We start from the raw sequence: 20,517 nt of genomic DNA on the forward strand, positions 1-20,517 counted from the left end.
ATGCCGGTATATTTGAGAGTGTGTGACTAACTCATTATTAATTTTAATGCTAAGGGCGAGACGTATGATGAATATTTTGGTAATCGGTTCAGGTGGTCGCGAACACGCGCTGGCATGGCAGTGTGCAAAAGACGATAAGGTCAATAATATCTACGTCGCTCCTGGTAATGCTGGTACTGCACTTGAACCTAAATGCCAAAACGTAGTCTTAGAATCTACCGATGATGACGCTAGCGAACATAGCGCAGTGATAGCGTTTTGCCAAAATAACGATATCGACATGGTCATCGTTGGACCAGAAGCGCCTTTGGTCACTGGTATCGTTGATGCATGCCGTGATGCTGGTATCAAAGCATGGGGTCCAACAGCATACTGTGCACAATTAGAAGGCTCAAAGACCTTTGCTAAAGAATTTATGGCGCAAAACAATATCCCAACCGCTGCTTATCAAGGATTCACAGATGCAACAGCAGCCAAAGCCTATATCGATGAGCAAGGTGCACCAATCGTAATCAAGGCTGATGGTTTAGCCGCTGGTAAAGGTGTCATCGTTGCTGAAACGATCGAACAAGCACATGATGCAATCGACGACATGCTAGCAGACAACAAGTTTGGTGATGCGGGTAGCCGTGTGGTTATCGAGCAATTTTTGCAAGGCGAAGAAGCCAGCTTTATTTGCATGGTTGATGGCGACAACATCTTACCGATGGCAACCAGTCAAGATCATAAGCGTGCTTTTGAAGGTGATACAGGGCCAAACACGGGTGGTATGGGCGCATACTCTCCTGCACCAGTCGTCACTCAGGATGTACATGACAAGGTAATGAGTCAAGTCATTCAGCCAGTAGTCGATGCCATGAAAGATGCTGGCCATCCTTATACTGGATTTTTATATGCTGGCCTTATGATTGATGAAGCAGGTGACCCTTATGTCATCGAGTTCAACTGTCGCTTTGGCGATCCAGAGACACAGCCTATCTTGATGCGTTTGCAGTCTTCAATGGTGGATTTGGTGGCTCAAGGGCTTGCAGGTCAATTGCCTAATGATGCCAAGTGGGATGCCCGCCCTGCTCTCGGTATCGTTGTTGCGTCTAAAGGCTATCCAGAAACCTCTTCAAAAGGCGACGTTATCGCTGGCTTGCCAAAGTTAGATAGCAGTAATGACAATGCCGTTAAAGTATTCCATGCGGGTACGGCATTTTTTAACCCTGATGAAGCCAGCACTGAGAATGAAGTGATAACCAATGGTGGCCGTGTACTATGCGTGACTGCACTGGCAGATAATATCGCTGATGCTCAACAAGCTGCATTAGCCGTGACAGGTGCGATTAGTTTTGATGGTGCCCAGTATCGCCGCGATATTGGTCATCATGCCATTGCTCGTGAAAACGCCTAGTAAAGTAAATACCGTTAAATTAGTTAGTCATCTAATTTGGTAAAATTCTACTATTCTATTATTCGACCTAGCAACACGCTAGGTCTTATTTTTTGATACAGCTGCATTTTCTGAATAGCAGCATCTATTGGCATATTTCTACAAAATGATACCCAATAATTTAGCAAAATTAAATGTTAACATAAGTATCAAAGAGGCTATTCAGCCTTAGTATTATCAATAGACTCATCAACCAAATATGCTTTATATGATACAATTTTACCCCTATGCATCGTATCTCCCTTGTATTGTAGGTTCCTAACCCACAAATCAATACCAACCGGATGAATGATTATATTTATGGCAAATGATACGTCTAAACCTTCTAGCAATAAGCAATCAATCGACAACTTAAAAACCTCAGGGTTTGAGCGTCGAATGTCGATTGCCAAAACTTCCTTAAACATTGGTCGTCGTTGGGCAGGTAATAGCGTGTCTGGCATGTTTTTGAATAAAGAGACACGTACAGCGCGTAACCAAGCTTTTATGGAAGAACAAGCGAATTACCTTGCATCAGAGCTCGGTAAGCTAAAAGGTTCTGTCGTAAAGATTGGCCAAATGCTGGCGATTTATGGTGAGCACATTTTGCCACCTGAAATCACACGTGCGCTCCAAACCCTAAACGATGATACGGCCACGTTGTCATGGCCAACGATAGAGCTTACATTACGTCAGTTATTGGGTAAAAAGTTAGATGAACTAGAAGTTGACACTGACCCTATTGGCACCGCCTCACTTGCCCAAGTACATCGCGCAACAGTCATCGAAACTGGCGAGCAAGTAGTACTGAAGATCCAATATCCAGGTGTGGCTGATGCTATCAACTCTGACCTTTCTCTATTTAAGCAGTTATTAAAAGTTAGCAACATCGTTCCCCAAACTCGCTCGCTTGATGCTTGGTTCGAAGAGATACGTGACCTACTCCATCATGAAGTCGATTACGAGGCAGAAGCAGCAACCACAGAACGTTTTTATGAGCGCCTTAGCAGCGATCCACGTTATGTCGTTCCTAAGATTAACCGCAGTTATTCAAAGAAGCGTCTACTGTGCATGTCTTACGAGCCAGGCATCACGGTTGTCTCTGATGCCCTACAATTACTACCTCATGAACGCCGCAATGCCATTGGTCAAGCTGCTATCGAAATCATGATGCAAGAGATTTTTGTTTGGGGTGAAATGCAGACAGATCCAAACTTTGGTAACTATCTAGTTCGAGTTAGTGATGATGAAAACGATATAGATAAATTAGTATTATTGGATTTTGGTGCGATTCGCCAGTTTGATAATAATTTGTTAACCATTGCCCATGGCTTATTAAAAGCTGGCTATCGTCATAATCATCAAGCGATGAATTTAGCAATGACTGGTTATGATTTCTTTGATAGTATGAGTGGCAAAGTACGTTCTGATATAGCCTCGCTGTTTCTGTTGGCAACAGAGCCGTTCAGTGATCCGGCTATGAATCCTGATATTCCGTCTGACTGTCTGGATGAGAGCAACCGTTATATTTGGGCCAATAGTAAGCTGCACTCTCGCCTTTCTACAGAAGCCACACGAGCAATGCAATCTTTCGAATTTAACCTGCCACCGAAAGAATTTATGTTTATTAGTCGTAAATTCATCGGAGCTTACACTTTCTTGACGGTTTTGGATGCTTATACTGATTCTAATAAGCTCGTTAAACCCTATTTATAGTATCGAATAACGACCTACTTTTTGGCCGTCCTTTAGTGACGGCTTTATTTTTGAGCATTTTTATTTGCTTAGGCTATTTTATATTTATTAGTTCTGACTATTCCGATCTTTCTTCAATTTCGCATCATTTTTACTTAGGCTATTCATCTTGGCTTATATTACCAACTTGCCATTCATCAAACCTTGTCTTATATCCTTCTGGCTTACACAGGCTCAGCTCCCAACATGTTTCTCCGCGCGCTAGATACTTCACTTCAAAATGTGTACGCTGGCTATCCGTCGCTACTGTATATCGAGTGTTTGGTAAGCACCATACCTTGGTTGCCTGCTTCTCTGCATTATCCATATATGCTTCTATATTGGTTACGAGAACTACCTCGCCACCTATCTGCAAACGTGACAATAGAAACTCAAAAAATGGCATATTTAACCACTGTTGATTAGGATTATGCTGTTCAGGATTGGGATAAAGAATAAAGATTTTTGCCAAACTGCTTGGCTTGATGGCATGCACTGTCCATGCAATGGCGTCAGCATGGATCGCATCTAGGTTCGGTGAAGATTGTATTGCTGCCAGTTTGGCAAACGCTTCGAATTTGTTGCGTGTACGCTCAATTGCTATCAAATGCTTATCAGAATTCTGTAATGCAAAACCAAGCGCATGCTTGCCCTTCCCGGCACCAATCTCTAATAACAAAGGCAGATTGTTTTCGTTTTCACCAATGATACTTGGCAAGATAAAGTCACGCGGTGCTGAGAGTCTCTGTGGTTGAAATGCACGCTCTTGTTGATGCGTAAGCTCGATATTGTCAGTCATTTACTATCCTTAAAGTATTTGTCTTTTGCCATTATTCGGCTGCATGCTATTATATAGTCAATCCACTGCAATAGTAATATGACGACAGCTAGCAATGCTAAAACCGTCTATTAATCATCACGTAGGCGAACCTACTGACTGTCATTCACTATTAATAATTCAAATAAATCGAGGATGCTTTCACTCTTATTATGACTGACCCTACCCCCAACACACCACCCAAGACCTATCCGTGCCCACGCTGCGGCACCCAAACAGCATGGCAGGATAATAAATATAAGCCGTTTTGCAGTAGTCAATGCAAACTTATTGACTTAGGTTCATGGGCAAATGAAGACTACACTTTGCCTGCGGAAACCACGCCTTTCTCCGACGAGCTATAACCAATTATTTTTCTTTTTACTCACTGATCATCTTAAGGATGTTTTATATGTCTGCTACTTACCTGATGCCTACCTATAACCGCCAGCCAATCAACTTTACGCGTGGTTCGGGCAGTTGGTTATATACCAAAGATGATACGCCTTATTTAGACGCGCTGACTGGCATTGCCGTCTGCGGATTGGGCCATTGCCATCCACAGGTGACCGATGCTATTCAACAACAAGCGGCGACTCTAGTACATACCAGTAATCTATTCGGTATTGACTGGCAAGAGCGTGCAGGAGAGATTCTGTGCACAGCAGCTCGAATGGATAGCGTGTTTTTTGCCAATAGTGGTGCTGAAGCAAACGAAGCCGCACTAAAAATGGCAAGACTATACGCACATAAGCAAGGCTTTAAACGTCCAAAAGTCATCGTGATGGAGCAATCATTTCACGGCCGTACATTGCTATCGTTGTCTGCCACTGCCAATCCAAAGGCGCGTGAAGGCTTTTATACATTGGATGATGACTTTATTCGTGTTCCATTTGGTGATATCTCAGCCATTAAGCAAGCGGCGCTCGATTATGATGACATTTGCGCTATCTTTGTAGAGCCCATTCAAGGTGAAGGTGGACTGAACATCGCTGCCAACGGGTTTACTTACCTTGAAGAGATACAAGCAGAGTGTGAAGCTAACAACTGGCTATTTATGTTAGATGAAGTGCAGACAGGTAACGGGCGTACTGGTAAGTATTTCGCTTATCAACACAGCAATGCTCGCCCTGATGTATTGACAACGGCTAAGGGCTTGGGCAATGGTTTTCCAGTAGGAGCCTGTATGGTACGTGGACGTGCTAATGGTTTATTCGGTGCGGGTAGCCACGGCTCAACGTATGGTGGCACACCATTGGCAAGCCGCGTGGTGCATACTGTCTATGACGTACTCGGTAACAGTAACATAATGGAAAATGCGGTTACTGAAGGGCTATTCATTCGAGAGACACTAGTCGATGCACTAGGACAACACGGCGTGAGCAGTCGCGGCGCAGGGATGATGATTGGTATCGCCTTGCCTGAAGACATGGATTGTAGTCAGCTCGTAGATCGTGCACGTGATGAGCAAAACTTAATCATCAACGTCACTGGTGGCCATGTGATACGTTTGCTACCGCCACTGAATATGAGCCGGGATGAGAGCACTCAAGTAGCTGAACGCTTGGTGGACTTATTAAAACCGTCTTTTTAAAGTATGACTCATAACTATCAATATCATAGTCAACTCACAATAATCTGGATATGTGTAAGTCAGATTAGTGAAAGCCCTATAGATAATGGATTAAGGAATAGCGCGCTTAACACTCTATCTAGTTGATATAAAGCCGAATATCATAAAAAAAAGCCTATAGACATAAACTATCTATAGGCTTTTTGCTGACTGCTAATTACTTAACTTCTAGCATGTCATTAAATTAGCACTTACCACTCAAAACTTAATGAGCGTGAAAATACTTTTTCAGCACCTCTAAGCAACGAGTTATCTTAGCAGGTTGCTGTTCACCATTCAAAGTAACGGCATATAGCACAAAGCTTGGCAACTGATAACCAGTCAACACTTCAACCAGTTCACCACTCTCAAGCTCTTTCTTGATATCCATTTCCAACATTCTAACCAAACCATGACCTTCTTTGGCCAATGTAGTCGCCATAAAGACGTTATTGGTATAAATGCGTGAGTTCATTTTTGTGCGTGTTTTTTTGCCAGTCTCTGTTTGAACCATATCAATTTGATTGGCATCTTTCATAATTTCAATACAAATAAGCTGGTGATCGGCCAAATCTTTAGGCGTCTGAAGCTTAGTATGTTGACGTAGATATTGCGGTGAAGCAACGAGCATTTGTCGCACGTCTGTCAAAGGATGACTGCTCAAGCTAGAGTCATTGATTGATGGGCTCATACGTATAGCAATATCGATACGCGCATCAATCATATCGACATAATGATTGTCTGCCAAGTATGTGATACTCAAATCATCATGTGCTGCCATCCACGTAGACAATGCTGGCAAAATATGATTCACACCAAGCTCAGGCGTCGTCGCCACGCGTAAGCTACCTGCCAACTCATCACGCAATTGATTGACCTTAATTCGGCCTTGTTCAGCAGCACTCACCACATCTTTTGCGGCCTCGTAAAAACTCTCACCCGCTTCTGTTAAGCTCAGCTTACGAGTTGAGCGATGTAATAGCACGACACCCAAATCATTTTCTAATGATCTAATTTGCTGACTAACTGCACTGGTGGTAATACCTAGCTCACGAGCTGAGCCACTAAAAGAACCATGTCCGACCACACTGGCGAACACAGCCATACCGCGTAAATTATCCAACATACTTTCACCTAAGCTACATTTTAGTTTTTAATATAACTTAATCATTATAGAGAATTTTTAATTTCCTTATAGCAATTAAGCATACTTCTATTATTCGAATTGATTTATTTTATAAGCAATAAAAGTAAAAACATCAAGGTGATAGTACAATATCACCTTGATGTTTTATGTAGGAATTGCGTTTGACAACTATATCCAATTTTAAATAATTTTAACAATATTTTTTCTGACTGCTTAATACAAATGTACTTTACCCATCCTTCCTTCACCACGCTCAGTTAAGTATTGCATCACTGGAGTATTTAGCAATTTTGACTCTGCTACTGCCTTAGCTTGTACTAGGCGTTTTTGTTGACGACGTTCAGGCGTCTTATCTTCAGCATGCATGACACTGCCATCAATTTTTAAGTCAATCTCCGCTTGGATAAACTGCTGTTGCAATTTAGCTGCTAACTGCTGAAAGGTCGTTTGTAAATGTCGACTGTCCACACTGGTCACAAAGACTGCCTTACCATCACATAAACCTGTCATCATACCTTGACGAGCAAGCGCTAACTCATCTTGGGCCAAGACATCTGCCTCACGAGCCGTTTGCAACCAATAGTCCCATTTCTCTGGATTCCACTCACCCATTAGCTCTTGTGGTGGGCAACGTAGCAAAGTACGTGGGTCATCAACTTGCGAGGTTAACTGAGAATTATTTACGTCAGGCTCAACGACTGGTTCAGGCTCAACGACTGGTTCAGGCTCAACGACTGGTTCAGGCTCAACGACTGGTTCAGGCTCAACGACTGGTTCAGGCTCAACGACTGGTTCAGGCTCAACGACTGGTTCAGGCTCAACGACTGGTTCAGGCATGGCACTAGTCACTGACTGTGCTATATTTTCATCATAACTAGCGGTTTGCAGTTTATCATAACTTTGCGCTTGATAATCCACATCATATGACTGTAAAGGCGGTGCTGAAGCTTCATGGGTGACAGCACCTGTAGGTTGCGTAGAAGACACCTCACTGTCATAAGTGTTGCTCAATACTTCATCAACTGGCAACGGGCGAAAGGCCAGTAAACGCAAAATACACATCTCAAGCGCTTGCATAGGTGTGCTAGCAAGTTTCACACCTTCACGTGCTTGTACCACGATTTCATAGTAAAGTTGCAACACGTCTGGGCTGATATGCTGCGCCAGTACAGTGATATTCTGTGCCTGAGCTTCATTCACATTGAGCGCGACTTCAGGTAATAACTGTGTCAACGCCAATTGATGAAGTAGCTCAGCTAACCCATCAAACATACTGGTGGCATCAACCATCTGTGCACGCATTTGCTCGATATGAGCAGCAACAGCAGATTTATCATGGTTATAAATATCTGTAATCAAACTGACCAAATCAGCGGCATCAATCAGACCAAGCATCGCATTAACGGTAACGTCGTCGAGCGCCCCTTGACCAAAAGCGATCGCCTGATCGGTCAACGACAACGCATCACGTACTGAGCCTTTAGCCGCACTTGCCAACTGCCAAAGGGCGGGCTGCGTATAGGCTACTTGCTCTTGGGTAAGAACATTCGCCAAGTGTTCGCTCAGCAATGTCTGTGGTAGTGGGCGCAGCACAAACTGTAAACAGCGCGAGATAATAGTGATTGGCAGTTTTTGTGGGTCCGTCGTCGCTAGCAAAAACTTTACATGCTCAGGTGGCTCTTCTAGTGTTTTGAGCAGCGCATTAAAACTGTGCGTAGACAGCATATGCACTTCATCAATGAGATAAACCTTGTAACGACCTTGACTTGGCGCATAAGGAACATTGTCTAGTAGCTCGCGTGTGTCTTCAACCTTAGTACGAGACGCGGCATCAATTTCGATCAGATCAATAAACCGTCCTTGATCAATGGCCACGCAATTATCGCACACACCGCAAGGAGTACTAGTGATACCTATATCACAATTCAAACACTTGGACAAAATACGCGCAATCGTCGTCTTACCCACACCGCGCGTCCCAGTAAAGAGATACGCATGATGCAGGCGATTATAATCAATCGCATTAATCAGCGCTTGCGAGACGTGTGTTTGCCCAATTAACTCGTGAAAGTTTTTGGGACGATATTTGCGAGCTAAAACTTGATATTGCTGCGTCATAGTAAATGCCAATGTAAATAATACAAATATAGATAAAGTGTCAAACCAGTGAGCTATATTAGGTTTAGATTATAACTGCGCTTGAAGTTGTGCTAAACGTTCATATAAACGCTGAGTATTTGCATCAATCACTGAGCCCGTCTGATGAAAGACATCAAGATACACCTCAGTATTTACACTCTCCTGACAAGGTCTGAACTCCACGCCAATCAAAAACAAATCATCCATCACTGGATCTTGTATTTGGGCATTGAGATCTGACAATAAATCCTGATAAGAGAGGCGCACATTATCTGCACTCAACGGACTGCTATCATCTTGCGCATAAAACACCATAAGATAATGGCGTCCAAATACATGATAAGAATGCTCATGTCTAACATAGCCATTCCAGCGAGAGTCTTGATCAATGGTTCTATATGCTAAGATTTTTTCTACTAAACAAGCATAGGTGTACATCGACTCATCTGCCAAAATATCAACCTGCTCCTTTGCCAATGGCTGACCTGTTTCATGATAGCGCTCAATCAAACTGTTGAATAGTTTGTACCACATCCGAGTGTTTTTCTGAACCTCAGCCATCAAGGCATTGGCAAACACTTCTTGATTAGGTTCTGTGGCCTTAAGCAAACGTACTTCTATTTGATCGATTAGTTCACCCTCAAGCAACTGCTCTTGAACCCTGATCGCTCTTTTATGAAAGTCAGGAGACTGTAAAAACTGTGTTAGCAGTGTCGATTCGTTTTGAAACGACTCAAAACCTGTTAACTGACCACGATGAAAGTCTAGGAAAGCCGTCAAATCACTTGGGGTGATTAACTGATTGAGGATATCAGAGAAGTTTTGATGACTAAATACTTGTAATACACTTTGCTCATCGTCCAAGTCTAAAACACAGTCTTCAGCAAAAAACTGACTGCCATATTCGTAACCAACCGTATAAGAGGATGATCCCGATTTATCGTCTTGATGATTGATAGAGAGTGAGGTTAAGCCAACAAAATAAACGGCTTTGCCATCTTTCGAGATACTGCCATCAGCCATCAACTTATCGTTTTTTTGATAAAGCTGAGTGTGACGTTTGATTAATTGATTAACAACTTCTTTCCTCCACTCACGAACTTGGGCGCTATCTACTTCTTGCTTATTCGCTTGCATCACAACATTATTAACAATCAGATAAATAGTCGCGCCAGAAAACTCAAAAACAAAATCGTAACCCTGAAAATTATCAGAATCAGCGATTTTATCATCAGGTAATTCGTACAAAGATAGGAAACATTGCTGAATCATTTTTTGCCAAAGCGAAGGTAATGCTTGCTGAATATCCATAACGTCCCTATAAATGAAATGTCATAAAAAAGCTTATACCCATTCTATGTAAATGAGCAAAAGCTTTTTTATGTTCAATTGAGTATCAGTATGGATTTATAGCAAGCAAATCCACTTTAACCTTCGTGCTTGCGGCGCATGTGTGGGAACAAAATCACATCACGGATACTGGCAGAGTCAGTCAATAGCATTACTAAACGGTCAATACCAATACCTTCGCCCGCTGTTGGTGGCAAGCCGTAAGATAAGGCTTCAATGTATTCTTCATCAAAGTGCATAGCTTCATCATCGCCCGCGTCTTTTTCAGCAACCTGACCACGGAAGCGCTCAGCTTGATCAGCAGGGTCATTAAGCTCACTAAAGCCGTTGGCCAGTTCACGACCACCGACAAACAATTCAAAACGATCAGTAATCTCAGGATTATCATCACTACGGCGCGCTAGTGGTGAGGTCTCAGCTGGATACTCAGTGATAAACGTTGGTTGGCGTAATTGATGCTCAGCAGTTTCTTCAAAGATAATCGTTTGCAATTTACCCACACCAAAACCGTCTTTTACTTGCTGTTTAAGTACAGTCGAAGCATATTCTGCTAGATACTCGCGATCGTTGATGCGCGCCATATCGAGGTTTTCTGCATATTTTGCAATTGCATTAGACATAGACAGACGTTCAAACGGTGCTTTTAGGCTAATAGCTTCTTCTTGATAGGTGATTTCAGTGGTATCTAATATATCCAATGCCAATTCGTTAAATAAACGCTCAGTCAAATCCATCAAATCATGATAATCAGCATAAGCCTGATAAAACTCAATCATGGTGAATTCAGGATTGTGGCGAGTAGAGACACCTTCGTTACGGAAGCTACGGTTAATCTCAAATACTCTCTCAAAACCACCAACAACCAGACGCTTTAAGTAAAGCTCAGGCGCAATACGCAGATACAGTGGCATATCTAACGCATTATGATGAGTCTCAAATGGACGCGCAACAGCACCGCCCGGAATAGGATGCATCATTGGCGTTTCAACTTCCATGAAGCGCTCATTCAACATAAACTTGCGGATACCGCTAACGACCTGACTACGAATCATGAACGTATCACGAGTCGTCTCATTGGTCATCAAATCAAGGTGGCGATTACGATAGCGGGCTTCTACGTCAGCTAAACCATGAAACTTGTTTGGCATTGGACGCAATGCTTTAGTAAGAAGGTTGAACTCCTCAATATGTACGTATAAATCACCCTTACCTGAGCGACCGATGTAGCCAGAGATACCAACGATGTCACCCAAATCTAATGATTTGATAGAAGCAAGTGTTTCTGGTTCTAACTCTTTACGTGCAACATACAGCTGGATGCGACCCGTCATGTCTTGAATGACAATAAATGAGCCACGATTGAGCATCACACGCCCTGCAACATTAACCTGAGTCTTGTCGCCATTCGCGGCTTTTTCTTCAATCTCTTGCTTAGAGATGCCATCAAAATCAGCTTGTAAGTCTTTAGCATAATCAGTGCGCTTAAACTGATTGGGATAAGGCTGTTTACCAGAAGCCGTAATATCATCTAATTTGGCCTGTAATTGAGCAATCAGCTCATTGGCTTCTTCTAGTGTTGGGGCTTGTTCTTCTTGGGCTTGATTATTCTGGTTTTGCTTTGACATAACACTCTCAAATTTTGATAAGTTAAATTGTAGATTTGAAAAATTATATGGTTAATCTATACACCACAACCCTCTTGCTACACTGCTTTGAATAGTCTGACGATAACCACAAGGTTTATCGTCAGCAGCATAGGTTTCAATTAAGTTTTGACTACTGACTTTATGGTTATCGCTTTACTTACTACTAAAGTCCTATTGATCACCGCCGCCGATACTCGCCATTAGATCTGCTTGATGCTCACGTAACAATGCATCAAGAATCTCATCCAAGTCGCCTTCCATAATAGAGTCGAGCTTGTACAAAGTAAGGTTGATACGGTGATCAGTCATGCGACCTTGTGGAAAATTATAGGTACGGATACGCTCTGAGCGATCACCACTACCAACCAAGTCACGACGTATGGAGTCAGCCACATCAACCTGCGCTTGCACTTTGGCTTGTTGGATTTTTGAGACCAGCATCTTCATAGCATGCGCACGGTTTTTGTGCTGGCTACGCTCTTGCTGACACTCTACCACGGTACCCGTTGGAATGTGGGTTAAACGTACAGCTGAGTCAGTCGTGTTAACGTGCTGACCACCAGCACCACTTGAGCGGAAAGTATCCATTTTTATGTCAGCAGGATTGATATCGACGGTATCATCAATCTCAACTTCTGGCATGACCGCAACCGTACAAGCTGACGTGTGAACACGACCTTGGCTCTCGGTTTCAGGGACACGCTGTACGCGGTGAGCGCCTGATTCAAACTTTAGGCGACCATATACACTATTGCCGGATACACGCGTGATGATTTCTTTATAACCGCCATGCTCACCCTCATTGGCTGACAGCACTTCCACCGTCCAACCTTGAGTTTGAGCGTACTTTTGATACATACGAAACAAATCACCAGAGAAAATCGCTGCTTCATCACCGCCTGTACCAGCTCGAATCTCCAAAAATGCTGGTACTTTGTCATTAGGGTCTTTTGGTAGCATCATGACATTGAGTGCTTCTTCCATCTCTACGATGGTATCACGCGCGCTATCAATCTCTTCTTGCATCATCTCTTTCATGTCAGGATCTGAAGCATCGGCCAGCATAGCTTCTGCATCGGCCTGATCCGTTTCTGCACCTACATAGTTCTGCCATAAAGTAGTGATATCCATCAAGTCGCTGTGCTCGACAGACAATTCACGGAATTTATTATTATCGCTGATGACACTAGGGTCTGATAATAAGGCGGTGACCTCTTCATAACGGTCTACCATCTGGTCTAAACGCAGGCGTAAGGATTCTTTCATAAAAGGACTTTTAATTGGATAAGAGGAATAAGAGAGTAATTATAGCAAATTTTTCACTGTAAATTAAAACCTCTGAGTAATCTTGTCGTTATTCTAAGCAATCTAGCCATTATTTTGCTAAACATCTTCACTTATTCCGTAATACCATCACTTTGTACCGTTATTCAAGTTTTGTAAGACGTATATCAAAAAATTTGGACAAAAAAATAGCCAAGATTGCTCTTAGCTATTTTTATCGTCACAACAGATATCTAATGACAGTATTAAACCTTACGAACTAATACCGAACCAATCGAGTAACCAGCACCGAATGAGCAAATAACACCCAGATCACCTGACGCTAGTTTATCTTTGTATCGATGGAATACAATCATTGGACTGGCTGAACTGGTATTGGCAAACTCAGCGATGACGCTTGGCACGATGGCTTTATCTGCTTCTTTACCGACGACCGTACGTAAAATCAAGTCCAGCATATTAGCATTGGCTTGGTGCAGCCACATCATCTTCACATCACTGGCTTGCAATTCATTCTCAGTCAAATGCTCAGTGATAATCTCTGATACTTTTGGACAGACTTCACGGAATACTTTACGACCGTTTTGCAAAAATAGCTTGTCAGTTACTGGTGCTTTGATATCTGGGTACATTTCAGTTTGTGCGGCTAAATACTCTGAGCGATCCATAAAGCCGTATTCGTTTTTGATGTTGGTCGAAAACTGTGTAAATAGCTTAGAGTTCAGAATCTCGTAGCCTTTTGGCGTGTCAAGATCTTCAACGATAGACGCGGTCGCTACATCACCAAAGATGAAATGGCTGTCACGGTTACGCCAGTTAAGATGCGCTGAGGTAATCTCAACGTTGACCACAGCAATACGCTTGGCCAGACCAGAAACGATAGAACCATGCGCTTGTGATAGACCAAACGTCGCTGCACTACATGCGACATTCATATCATAAGCAAAACCGCCAATCATACCAATCTCGTTTTGAATCTCGATGGCGACTGCTGGGTAAGTACGCTGAAAGTTCGAGCACGCAAGGATAATACCATCCAAGTCATTGGCTTCTAATCCAGCATCCGCTAATGCATCTCTTAACGCAGCGGCGCCCATTTCTGCCATAACAGACAGCTCTTCACCCAAATTGCGATAGGCAATCACTGGTGCCATGATTTCAGGGTTTAGAATACCGTCTTTTTCCATCACATAACGTGATTTGATGCCAGACACTTTTTCGATAAATGCGGCTGATGAAGGCTCAAGCGCCTTAACCGTCTCTGCAGCTATCTCTTCAGCATGCTCTGCATTATAATTTTCAACATACTGGTTAAATGATTCTACTAACTCTTCGTTGCTGATGCTATAAGGTGGGATGTATAGGCCTGTGCCTGTGATACAAGTCGTCATGATAAGCTTCCTTGTCTACTACTATAGTGCTTAAAATAAGCATAAAGGTTGAAAAATAATAGTCATTTACTTTCGGTGAATGACTGTAAACTTAAAATCAGTGGCTTTATTATGCCTGATTATTATAATTTTTCTAATACTTTGTTACAAATAACCTGTTTGTTGCGAAAAACAAGCAAAGATTGCCAGAATTTTGCAGCAGCTACGCTATAATTGGCGCTATTTATTATGTTGAACTCACTAAAAGTACATATAAACGCTAATATTTGGAAATGCTAATGGCAGAACTTCTCAACTGGTTATTTGGGCAATACGCTGACTACACCACTTTATTCATTGTTCTCGAATTGATTGCTGTCGTTTTTGGCGTAGCAAGTGTCCTTCTGGCCAGCAAAACCAATGTGCTGGTATTTCCTATTGGACTGGTAAGTACCGCTATATTTGTTTACTTATTGTGGAAATGGCAGCTATTCGGCGATATGTTCATCAATGCCTATTACAGTATTATGAGCATCTATGGATGGATTAACTGGTCAAAAAACAAAGACAACAAGAAACAGCAAGAACAATTGACTCCCACCACTAGCCAGCAGCAAAATAGGCCGTTAAAAGACAGTGATGTTCAGAGTAGCATTCAAGTTGAACGCTTGAACACGAAAGATGTACCTATATTAATCACGCTAGCCACAGCAACTGTTGTCTTTGTCGCTACCGTTTATTACTTCCGCCCAGTGATTAATAATGGCTTTAGCTTCGACGGTGCCGTCCTCGGTCTGCATTTATTTACTTGGGTCGACTATACTGACATGCTCACCACTGCGCTGTTTTTGATGGCGATGTGGCTCATGGCAAGACGTAAAATTGAGCACTGGTTACTATGGATCGTCGCCGATGCTATCTCTGTGCCTTTATACTTCTATAAAGGTTTTACCTTTACCGCACTACAGTATGTGGTTTTCACCCTCATCGCAATCTGGGCTTATTATGAATGGCAACGACGCTATCGTACACAACATCGCAGACAACCTCAGACAGCGTACGCCTAAATCGGTCACTAAAATTGCGGTGTTAGGTGCAGAAAGTACGGGAAAAACTACCTTATGTCGTGATTTGGCAGCGCATTTTAATAGCCCTTGGGTACCGGAGTATATGCGCACCTACCTACAAGCCAAATGGGACAGTGAGCAACTGACTTGTACGTGGGATGACTTGCTCCCTATCTCACAGGGTCAGATAGCATTAGAAAATAAACTTGCTAAACAAGCAGCTGAAATAGCAGCTGAAACATCACAAGGCAACCATTATCTATTTTGTGATACCAGTCTGTTTGAATTAATGGCGTATTCCAACTGGTATTATGACGACTGCCCTACTGCTCTTACTCAGGCCGCATTGACGCATCATTATGACTTAATCCTATTAACCGAAGTGGATATCCCGTGGGTCGCTGACGATTTACGAGATAGCCCACACCAGCGTGATGAGATCAGTGCATATTTTGCAAGCCAACTGACCCATCATCAAAAGCGGTTTTATCGTATCGGTGGTAATAGAGAGCAACGAGTGCAACAAGTGGCTAAACAGCTTGCTCAAATGCATCAAAACTAACACCATGAATATATGACCTATAGTCTTACTTTTAGGAACCTTAAGAGACATCCATGCTAAAAAATATTGAATACTACTTAGAAAAAACCATATTTAACAGCCGCTGGATACTAGCGCCTTTTTATTTAGGATTGGTCTTAGGCATTGTTTTATTATTTATCAAATTCATCCAAAAGCTTTGGGGTATGTTTGCAGATATTCTTGTCGCTTCTGAAGCAAGCGTAATCGTAGACATACTGGTCCTGGTGGACATCTCATTAGTTGCTAGCTTATTGCTCATCATCATATTCAGTGGTTACGAAATTTTCGTTTCCAAAATCGATACAAATGATCATGACGATCGACCTAACTGGATGGGCAAAGTAGATTTCTCTGGTTTAAAGCTAAAAGTCATTGGTGCTATCGTCGCCATTTCTGCAATTGATCTTTTAAAGTCATTTATGGACATCACAAGTGGTATGAGCGAAGGTGATGCAGACAAGCTCATGTGGAAGGTCATTATTCATATGACATTTGTCCTGTCAGGCTTGCTATTTGCCATTATGGATAAAGTCGTTGGCGATACAAAAAAACACTAGCGCTTATTTTTCCACATACTCTCCACTGTTCTTACATATTTTTTCTTCATCCCTCCTCTATCCTTTTCTTTAAACCTGCTGACTGTTGTATTGACAGTTTTGGACTAAAGATTTATATGAGGAGCTCCCATGCAAAAGACATTACTGATTAAATTATCTATCATCGCGGGGCTATGCGTTCTGTTTGCCATTGGTCTCAACATGATTGGCTCGGTCATCTATGAGAGGCAAAGTTATTCAGAGTCGGTTATCAGAGAAATCGCTCAACAGCACGTCAACCCACAAGAAGTCATTACGCCATTTATCGCCATTCCTACCACGGTCATACCTGAATGTGAGATTGAAGGGTCCGAATCAACCAGTAACTGCGCCGCCCCCTACTCAAAAATTGAAACCGTTTTTGCCAATCAAACCCAAGCAGTTCAAGATCTTGAGGTAAACACGGACACCTATAAGCGCGGTGTTTATCATGCGACCAGTTATAACGGTGCGCTGAAATTTGACCAAAATTATAATTTTGATTCGGCCCTTAGTAGCTTAAACGATTCTAACAGCACGAACAGCCAATCATCAAATTTAGTCGATAGCGCTAAAAACCCATTTATCAATAAAATAAAACCTGAAAAAACCATCATTCATTGGAATAAAGCCAAATTAATTATTCCTGTATCAGATCTACGCGGTGTAGCGACACTACCGACAGTGACCATTGATAAAAAATCAATACAAGCAACATATCCACAGACACCTATGCTGAAAGAGCTAACCTATGTAGAGGTGGCAATTCCTCAAAATTTATTGAATCGTCTAGCAAAACCTGTTGCTAGCCCGCAGGATAACGAAACATTATCTGGTACAGACTTGACCAATCAGCCATCCGATACCGAAAGTACTCAAGCGATTAGCATCATAGTAGACTTACCTTTAGCAGGTATTAGCAATTTAAATACGGTTCCTACTGGGCAGAACTTTAGCCTAACCATGCGCAGTAACTGGCATGCACCCAACTTCATTGGCAAAGCCCTTCCAAATGCTAAAAAATTCACTACGAAAGGGTTTGAAGCCAATTGGCAGAATCAATATTTAACCGTCACTAACAACCAATATTTATCACATTGTATCGGTAGCGCCAATAATGAATGTGCTGTTACGAGTCAAGCCAGCCTTGATACTAGCAGTCAGTCGATGTCTCGCAATGACTTGATTGCAGTAGAAGGTGGCACAATGCCTGATAGTATGCGCCTAAGCAGCTTTGGGGTTAGTTTTGCCGAGCCTAATGATGTATATCTACAGACTCAACGAACCATGAAATATGCGCTGCTATTAATCTTAGTATCGTTTGGTACCTTCTTCTTATTTGAGGTCATTAAATCCAGCCGTATTCACCCGATTCAATATCTATTAGTCGGTTGTGCGCTATTTGTCTTTTATGTGTTGTTACTACCGTTGGCTGAGCAGATTGTGTTTTGGAAAGCGTATGCCATTGCGGCTAGTGCCTGTGTCGGACTCATTGGCTGGTATACCTACTATGTGTTCGGTGGTATAAAACGAGCAGTGATATTTACCATCACACTCGCAGGATTATACGCATCGTTTTTCGGTATTCTTACCACAGAAGATATGAACTTATTGCTTGGTGCCGTATTCTGCTTTGTACTGCTCGCCTGTGTGATGGTCATGACTCGTAAAATTGACTGGTATAAAGTCGCTTAAGTTCATCAAAATATCTAGAAAGGATGACACTTTAAATAATTGGGCTGTTCCCGTCTGCATAATAGAACTGCATAAGGAGAACAGCCCAAGCATTTTCTCATCTCACAATTTCGCTCTTCAACGCTATTGCCCAGTTTCGACAGTCATCCTCACAGCGTATACACAGCTGTTTGGCGTCAGAGATAGTGTCAATATAGCCACAATGCATACAAGCATAATAACCCCCTGACTCTACTTGCTCGACTGGCTGGTACTGCTTGGGAAATAGTGGCATGCCATAGCCTGTGTTTTCAGGTGGGTATAATAAGATACTAAAGTTGCCATCTGTTTCCAAAAGCCCCGTACGCACTTGACCCAAATGCTCAACGCCTTGTTGACGCATTTCCGCAAAAAACTCATCATGCGACATCTTACCTTTTTTAATCTTTTCTAGTACCAATAATCCATCTTCGACAATGTATAGCGACTTACCCTCTAGTAAATCTTCGAACGGCTGAAACTTCATCATTGCCCACGTACACAATCGGTAAAGAAAAATAACCGAACTCATGATCAATACCGCCTGAACAATCGGCAGGTCTTCAGTAAACATTGGATCACCTGCGATAGAGCCCAGTGATAAAATAATAGTCAACTCAAAAATTGACAACTGACGGACACCGCGCTTACCCGTAAAGCGTAAAAATGAAATAATAAGCACAAACATGACGGTGACGCGTACCAATATTTCAAGTACGAGTACCCACGTTGTGTCATATATAAAAATACCTGCCCAATCCATGTTATCGTTTCCTACGTATAATTTTTATTTGACTGATTAAATGAGATTGATCGCCTATTCGTCTTACAGGCCTTATCATCAATGCAACTATCGTTATTCTCATTTAAAAAAGATTTTTGATTGTAATTACGACAAAATATCACTTCTTTTGAACCAGCTATTGAGCGTATTTTGAATGAGCAGCCCTCATTTTCGCGAAGCAGTCAGTCCTAAGAGGTCGGTATTATAATACAGCCAAAACTCATAGCCAAAAGCATGTACTCGCTTGTTTGAAGCGCCACTTCTTTATTGTAGGAATTATTGTGAAAGCCACGCTTTATACTGTTATCGCATTGATCGCATTTGCTGCAAATTCTCTCTTTGGAAGAATGGCACTAGCAGAAAGCTATATAGATGCCTGGAGCTTTACCATTATTCGCTTAGTGAGTGCAGCTGTCTGTCTGGCTATCATTATGACGATTCATACCTATCGATTACGACATCAAGCGCTCCATCTAGGTAGCACCTCTTATGAGGCTATTTTGAATGATAAAGGCAGTTGGCTTAGTAGCGCCAGCTTGGTGATTTATGCGTTGTGCTTCTCGATTGCTTATGTAGAGCTAGATACTGGCACTGGTGCACTGATTTTGTTTTCAGCGGTTCAGCTCACGATGATTGGCTGGGGCATTTATAAAAAAGAACAATTAAGCGTATTGCAGTGGATCGCTTTTATCGTTGCAGTCGTCGGATTTATTTATTTAATGCTACCGTCAGCAGCTGTACCTTCATTATTCGCAGCGGCACTCATGACAATAAGTGGTGTAGCTTGGGGCATCTATAGCATACGCGGTAAATCATGCGTGTCACCGCTACGTGCCACTGGCTTCAACTTTATCCGGAGCCTTGTCGCTGTTCCTATCCTGTTATTAATCGGCATGGTGTATCTTGATAATATCGGCTTGGAAAACATCGATTTAGGTAATATTACTGTCAAAGGAATACTGTTGGCATGTGCATCAGGGGCGATAGCATCGGGTATGGGCTATAGCATTTGGTATATGGCAATGCCGCTGTTAAAGAATACCCAAGCAGCTGTGGTACAGCTGTGCGTGCCTGTGCTTGCCGCTATACTGGGCGTGGTGTTTTTATCTGAGCAATTGACCATGCAGTTCGTAGTGGCAAGTACGGTGATATTGGGTGCGGTGTTGGTATTTATTTTGAATAAGAAAGCAGTAAGAGTTTAGAAAACTCTAGAGTCTATTAGTCACACCATTTAAAGACATTCTGGAAAACTATTCTTTTTGTTGCGAGAAAAAATAAAAAG

17 protein-coding genes are annotated in these 20,517 nt (G+C 42.3%); 9 read left to right on the forward strand and 8 right to left on the reverse strand.

What is annotated here, in order from left to right:
• Positions 1 to 67: 67 nt before the first annotated feature.
• Positions 68 to 1,396 carry a phosphoribosylamine--glycine ligase gene (purD, locus tag IPZ60_RS04075; RefSeq protein ID WP_194196822.1) on the forward strand — a complete coding sequence of 443 codons (1,329 nt, stop codon included), beginning with the start codon at positions 68 to 70 and terminating at the stop codon, positions 1,394 to 1,396.
• Between the two features lie 339 nt (positions 1,397 to 1,735).
• Positions 1,736 to 3,130: an AarF/ABC1/UbiB kinase family protein gene (locus IPZ60_RS04080; RefSeq protein ID WP_194196585.1), complete on the forward strand. Its 1,395-nt coding sequence runs from the start codon at positions 1,736 to 1,738 to the stop codon at positions 3,128 to 3,130.
• A gap of 139 nt (positions 3,131 to 3,269) precedes the next feature.
• On the opposite strand, the gene IPZ60_RS04085 is transcribed toward IPZ60_RS04080, so the two are convergent.
• Positions 3,270 to 3,947 (reverse strand): SAM-dependent methyltransferase, encoded by a 678-nt coding sequence (locus tag IPZ60_RS04085; RefSeq protein WP_194196586.1) that lies wholly within the window; start codon positions 3,945 to 3,947, stop codon positions 3,270 to 3,272.
• Between the two features lie 191 nt (positions 3,948 to 4,138).
• Here IPZ60_RS04085 and IPZ60_RS04090 point away from each other — a divergent pair, with 191 nt between their 5' ends.
• Together IPZ60_RS04090 and IPZ60_RS04095 are read left to right on the forward strand one after the other, a co-directional pair.
• A complete protein-coding gene (locus IPZ60_RS04090) occupies positions 4,139 to 4,330 on the forward strand; it encodes a DNA gyrase inhibitor YacG (RefSeq protein WP_110923510.1) in 192 nt (63 codons plus the stop codon).
• 47 nt (positions 4,331 to 4,377) lie between these two features.
• On the forward strand, positions 4,378 to 5,559 hold the full coding sequence (locus IPZ60_RS04095; RefSeq protein WP_194196587.1) for an aspartate aminotransferase family protein: 1,182 nt from the start codon (positions 4,378 to 4,380) through the stop codon (positions 5,557 to 5,559).
• Positions 5,560 to 5,803: 244 nt separating this feature from the next.
• Here the strand turns inward: IPZ60_RS04095 and IPZ60_RS04100 are convergent, their stop codons facing one another.
• The 6 genes from IPZ60_RS04100 to IPZ60_RS04125 form a co-directional block, all read right to left on the reverse strand.
• Positions 5,804 to 6,703: a LysR family transcriptional regulator gene (locus tag IPZ60_RS04100; protein ID WP_194196588.1), complete on the reverse strand. Its 900-nt coding sequence runs from the start codon at positions 6,701 to 6,703 to the stop codon at positions 5,804 to 5,806.
• A gap of 234 nt (positions 6,704 to 6,937) precedes the next feature.
• Positions 6,938 to 8,842, reverse strand: coding sequence for a DNA polymerase III subunit gamma/tau (gene dnaX, locus IPZ60_RS04105; protein ID WP_194196589.1), 1,905 nt, complete (start codon positions 8,840 to 8,842; stop codon positions 6,938 to 6,940).
• 69 nt (positions 8,843 to 8,911) lie between these two features.
• Positions 8,912 to 10,174 (reverse strand): hypothetical protein, encoded by a 1,263-nt coding sequence (locus IPZ60_RS04110; protein ID WP_194196590.1) that lies wholly within the window; start codon positions 10,172 to 10,174, stop codon positions 8,912 to 8,914.
• A gap of 116 nt (positions 10,175 to 10,290) precedes the next feature.
• Positions 10,291 to 11,838, reverse strand: coding sequence for a lysine--tRNA ligase (lysS, locus tag IPZ60_RS04115; protein ID WP_194196591.1), 1,548 nt, complete (start codon positions 11,836 to 11,838; stop codon positions 10,291 to 10,293).
• 192 nt (positions 11,839 to 12,030) lie between these two features.
• Entirely contained in the window at positions 12,031 to 13,125 is a 1,095-nt protein-coding gene (prfA, locus tag IPZ60_RS04120) for a peptide chain release factor 1 (RefSeq protein WP_194196592.1), read from the reverse strand.
• 263 nt (positions 13,126 to 13,388) lie between these two features.
• Positions 13,389 to 14,534, reverse strand: coding sequence for a beta-ketoacyl-ACP synthase III (locus IPZ60_RS04125; RefSeq protein ID WP_194196593.1), 1,146 nt, complete (start codon positions 14,532 to 14,534; stop codon positions 13,389 to 13,391).
• Positions 14,535 to 14,812: 278 nt separating this feature from the next.
• On the opposite strand from IPZ60_RS04125, the gene pnuC reads away from it, so the two are divergent.
• The 4 genes from pnuC to creD all read left to right on the forward strand — a co-directional run bounded on the left by pnuC (position 14,813) and on the right by creD (position 18,433).
• A complete protein-coding gene (gene pnuC, locus IPZ60_RS04130) occupies positions 14,813 to 15,580 on the forward strand; it encodes a nicotinamide riboside transporter PnuC (protein WP_194196594.1) in 768 nt (255 codons plus the stop codon).
• A complete protein-coding gene (locus IPZ60_RS04135; RefSeq protein WP_194196595.1) occupies positions 15,519 to 16,142 on the forward strand; it encodes an AAA family ATPase in 624 nt (207 codons plus the stop codon). The genes pnuC and IPZ60_RS04135 overlap by 62 nt, the downstream gene beginning before the upstream one ends.
• Positions 16,143 to 16,195: 53 nt before the next feature.
• The gene (locus IPZ60_RS04140) at positions 16,196 to 16,720 is read left to right on the forward strand and encodes a TIGR00645 family protein (protein ID WP_194196596.1); all 525 of its coding nucleotides are present in this window, start codon (positions 16,196 to 16,198) and stop codon (positions 16,718 to 16,720) included.
• Between the two features lie 129 nt (positions 16,721 to 16,849).
• Positions 16,850 to 18,433, forward strand: coding sequence for a cell envelope integrity protein CreD (creD, locus tag IPZ60_RS04145; protein WP_194196597.1), 1,584 nt, complete (start codon positions 16,850 to 16,852; stop codon positions 18,431 to 18,433).
• Positions 18,434 to 18,530: 97 nt separating this feature from the next.
• Here the strand turns inward: creD and IPZ60_RS04150 are convergent, their stop codons facing one another.
• Positions 18,531 to 19,214: a DUF421 domain-containing protein gene (locus IPZ60_RS04150; protein WP_194196598.1), complete on the reverse strand. Its 684-nt coding sequence runs from the start codon at positions 19,212 to 19,214 to the stop codon at positions 18,531 to 18,533.
• 302 nt (positions 19,215 to 19,516) lie between these two features.
• Here IPZ60_RS04150 and IPZ60_RS04155 point away from each other — a divergent pair, with 302 nt between their 5' ends.
• Positions 19,517 to 20,437 (forward strand): DMT family transporter, encoded by a 921-nt coding sequence (locus IPZ60_RS04155; protein ID WP_194196599.1) that lies wholly within the window; start codon positions 19,517 to 19,519, stop codon positions 20,435 to 20,437.
• Positions 20,438 to 20,517 lie beyond the last annotated feature (80 nt).

Origin of the sequence: Psychrobacter sp. NG25 (assembly GCF_015234355.1) — a bacterium.
In the GTDB taxonomy this organism is placed as follows: Bacteria; Pseudomonadota; Gammaproteobacteria; order Pseudomonadales; family Moraxellaceae; genus Psychrobacter.